The following is a 2,835-nucleotide window of genomic DNA, read 5'->3' as shown; positions in this document are numbered from 1 at the left end:
TGGGCCTTCGAACTCGCCGACGGTACGCGCTTGCAGGGTCGTTTTTTCGTACCCGCCTGGGGGCAGCTGAACAAACCGGCCATCCCCGAGTTCAAGGGCCTCGACACCTTTGCCGGACAATACTTTCACTCAGCCCAATGGCCGGCGGAACTAGACCTTACCGGCAAGAAAGTCGCCAGCATCGGCGCGGCCGCCAGTGCCGTGCAGTACGTACCGGAAGTGGCCAAGCAAGCGAGTCATTTAACGGTGTTCCAACGCAGCGCCAACTGGATCATGCCGCGCAATCAGATTGTCTTCACCCAGGAGCAACTGGACGCTTATGCCGCGCAACCAGAGCTGTTCGACGAAAGCCGACGCGCACTTCACGCTTTTCGCGAAAATGGTTTTGCTCGCACGCTTCATGGCACCGAGGCGCAGCAGGAAGGCATCAAAGTAGCCACCGAGCACTTGGCGGCTCAGGTTCCGAATGAAACGTTGCGCGCCAAGCTGACCCCGGACTACGAGTTCGCTTGCAAACGCATCCTGCGCTCCGATGACTACTACCCGGCACTGATGCGCAGCAACGTCAGCCTGGAAACCGCCGCCGTCGACCGATTCGTACCCGAAGGCATCATCGATAAAAACGGCGTGCTGCATGAACTGGATAGCGTGATCTTCGGCACCGGCTTTGAAAGCCAGGCCTTTCAGGGTGATTTGCAAGTGACGGGGGCTGCTGGTCAAACCCTTCACCAATGCTGGGAACAAGGGGCTGAAGCCTACTTGGGTATGACCGTGCCGGGCTTCCCCAACATGTTCATGATCTACGGGCCCAACACCAACCTGAACCACAACTCGATCCTAACCATGCTCGAGATCCAACAGCGCTACATCATCCAGGCCGTGCAAGGGTTGGCTGGCCACTCGCACGCTGCGGTGGACATCAAGGCAGACATTTTCAACACCTACAACGACACGTTGCAGACCAACATGCAGTCTTCGGCGTTCTCGTCAGATTGCTCCAGCTGGTACAAGAACGCAGCCGGCAAGGTGATCAACAACTGGTCGGGCGCCGTTGACGAATACCGGGCGCTGGCAGCGGATTGGAAAGTGGACGATTACCGCCTGCTACTTGCCAAGGAACCCGTCCATTCATGAGCAGCCCGACAGCCGAGCCTGTACCGCTGGAGCAGGTTGCCGCCGACACGGTGGATCTGGTTCGGGCCTTCAGGGCCAATGGGGAAGTTTCCTTCCAGGATGTCCCGCTCGCTGACGCCCGTGCCAATTATCTGCGTGCCTGCGTTGCCAATGGCCTGGAACCCGAGACCGTCGCCGACACGCGCACGTTGGACTATCCAGTGGCCGGTGGTATCGCGAGTATCCGCGTATACCGACCCAATGGCAGTACAGCGCAGGTCGTGACGCCTTTGGTGGTGTTCATTCATGGCGGTGGGTGGGTGATTGGCAACCTGGACAGCCACGACAGTATTTGCCGTACTTTGGCCAATCAAACAGCTGCCACCGTGATCGCCGTGCAATACCGCGTGGCCCCGGAGTACCGTTTTCCAGTGCCGCTGGATGACTGCTTCGCGGCCCTGCAATTCATTACAGACAAGGCCTGCGAACTGAAGGTCGACCCGGGTCGTGCGCTAATTGCGGGTGATAGCGCGGGAGGCAATATGGCCACCGTGCTGGCTAACAACCCGGCCTACCAAATCGACGGCCTGACCCTCAAGGGTCAAGTGCTGTTCTACCCCGTGACCGACCTTACCGCCAGTCAGCCCTCGTACCGGCGCATCACCAGCGGCTTCCCCCTGACGGCCCAATCAATGCACTGGTTCAGAGGACAGTACACCGCCGGCGATCAGGATTGGCGCGATGCGCGCCTGTCTCCCTTGCTGCACGCAGAAGGCCGCAAGCAACCGCCTATGTTCATCCTGACCGTGGGACACGACCCCCTGGCGGATGAAGGCATTGCCTACGCATCCACTGCCGCGCGAGCGGGTACTGAGGTGGTACATCATCATTTGCCGGGACACGCCCACGGGGTGCTGACCAGCGCTGGCAAGATCAAATCCGGTCGCAGGGTGCTGACCGATGCAGCGCACTTCATCGTTCGCCAACTCGGCGCCGATACCTGAACGACTCACCGTGGCAATGACCAAAAAAGTAGCGCAGAACGACAAAGCTGGTCAGACCCTACGCATGAGATTTACCCCCCAACGGGGGAGCTAACAGGGGAAGCGTGCGGATGTACAGACAGGCCATGGGCTGTCCCTTTTGAACCTGTTATCGACCTTGAGTGCTTCATAAACTCATCCACGCAATTGCAAAACCGAGGGGCCGCCCCTCACCCGATGACAGTTTTTGCCGACGGAGGCGATTTAATGCGATTCAATAACAAAGTAGCCATTGTGACCGGTTCAAGCTCAGGCAACGGGCGCGCCATCGCCCTGGCGCTCGCCGCTGAAGGCGCCCATCTGGTTTGCTCGGACCTCTCCAAAAGCGCCCGCCCGGAAGGCTTCGAAAAAGACCTGCACATCGATACCGACGACCTCATCCACCAAAACGGTGGCGAGGCGATTTTCGTCAAGGCCGATGTGTCCAAATATGCTGACATGGACAACCTGATTCAGGAGGCCGTCAGACGGTTTGGTCGGCTCGATATCATGATCAACAACGCCGGCGTCGCGGTTGAGCTCAAGACAATCGTCGAAGAAACCGAGGCCGATTACGACCTGACCATGAACGTCAACACCAAAGGCACCTGGCTGGGTTGCAAGTTCGCGATTACCCAAATGATGAAACAGCAGGTCAGCGACACTGGCACCCGCGGGAAGATCGTCAACATCTCCTCGA

At 58.7% G+C, this 2,835-nt stretch carries 3 protein-coding genes; all 3 read left to right on the top strand.

Annotated elements, in window-relative coordinates; translation table 11 throughout:
• Window positions 1-1,134 (top strand): NAD(P)/FAD-dependent oxidoreductase (locus M0974_RS25140; RefSeq protein ID WP_297843431.1); only part of this gene is annotated, 1,134 nt, incomplete at its 5' end.
• Window positions 1,131-2,117 (top strand): alpha/beta hydrolase, encoded by a 987-nt coding sequence (locus M0974_RS25135; protein ID WP_297843429.1) that lies wholly within the window; start codon window positions 1,131-1,133, stop codon window positions 2,115-2,117. The genes M0974_RS25140 and M0974_RS25135, both read left to right, overlap by 4 nt.
• Window positions 2,118-2,363: 246 nt before the next feature.
• A partial coding sequence (locus M0974_RS25130; protein ID WP_297843426.1) for an SDR family NAD(P)-dependent oxidoreductase occupies window positions 2,364-2,835 on the top strand: 472 nt, incomplete at its 3' end.

Origin of the sequence: Pseudomonas sp., assembly GCF_026224925.1 — a bacterium.
Taxonomy (GTDB): Bacteria; Pseudomonadota; Gammaproteobacteria; order Pseudomonadales; family Pseudomonadaceae; genus Aquipseudomonas.
Note: the sequence above shows the minus strand (reverse complement) of the source record. Positions and strands in the feature narration are given on the sequence as shown.

Bases quoted from the DNA above. Each gene is read 5' to 3' on its own strand.
- M0974_RS25135 (WP_297843429.1), top strand. From the start codon at position 1,131: ATGAGCAGCCCGACAGCCGAGCCTGTACCGCTGGAGCAGGTTGCCGCC.